Source organism: Prevotella rectalis, assembly GCF_900607215.1.
Lineage (GTDB): Bacteria > Bacteroidota > Bacteroidia > Bacteroidales > Bacteroidaceae > Prevotella > Prevotella brunnea.
In genome coordinates this window covers 786,988-787,934 of record NZ_LR027822.1, presented here as the reverse complement: position 1 = coordinate 787,934, position 947 = coordinate 786,988, and the positions used below count along the sequence as shown (strand labels likewise).

Sequence of the window (947 nt, the reverse complement as noted above, 5' to 3'; positions counted from 1 at the left end):
AAAAAAGGGAGACCTCTGTCTCCCCAAGATTAATTAACTTTGTATTGTGAAATATCATCAATTAACCTCGGAGCAAAGGTCGCAAATTTTCGCCTTACTCCAAAAGAAAACAGGGAGAAAAGAGATTGCCACAATCGTCGGCATCAGTCAGTCAACACTATCACGTGAAATCAAACGCAACAGCACGCCATCAGAAAAGTATATCTGGACAAAGGCGCACGATATGGCTATGCAGCGCAGAAAGAGAACGGTAAAGAACGCCAGGCTCTCTAACGAATTAGTCTGGAGAATTAAGGAATATATCACCAATGACCAGTGGTCTCCACGACAAATATCAGGTTATCTGCGCAAGAATGAGGGAATAAAGGTGTCCCACCAATCCATTTATAATATCATTCATAATGATACAACAGGGGAACTTGCCAAACACACAAGGCATAAGATGAAATACAGACATCGTCCCAAGGGCAGACATCTTCCAATTAAAGACAGGTTGAGTATCCATGAAAGAAGTAAGGAAGTTGACGGGAAGAGATTCGGAGATTTTGAGATGGACTTGATCGTAGACCCTGACCAGCATACCATACTCACACTGGTAGAGAAATCCACCAATATGCTGCTTATGCAGAAACTGCCATTTGGAAAGCAGTCAAAGCCTCTGGCAAAGGTAGTTAGGAAACTGCTGCCACCATACAAGGACTGTCTGAAGACCATTACAACAGACAACGGACCTGAATTTGCAGCACATAAGGACATTACCAAGTTCTTAGGCGTGCCCGTATACTTCGCTGATCCATATTGTTCTTGGCAAAAGGGAGCGATTGAGAATACAAATAAACTAATCAGACAATATATACCGAAAAAGGATTCGTTTGAACATTACACAGACAAGAGAATTATGTCGATACAAAAGAAATTGAACGAAAGACCGAGAGAAAAATTAAACT

Annotated in this window: 1 protein-coding gene; it reads left to right on the top strand. The window is 41.4% G+C overall.

Going from position 1 to position 947, the window contains the following annotated elements:
• Window positions 1-46: 46 nt before the first annotated feature.
• Window positions 47-947, top strand: a 901-nt coding sequence (locus E0E16_RS11575; RefSeq protein WP_130829962.1) for an IS30 family transposase, incomplete at its 3' end; no start/stop codon positions are given.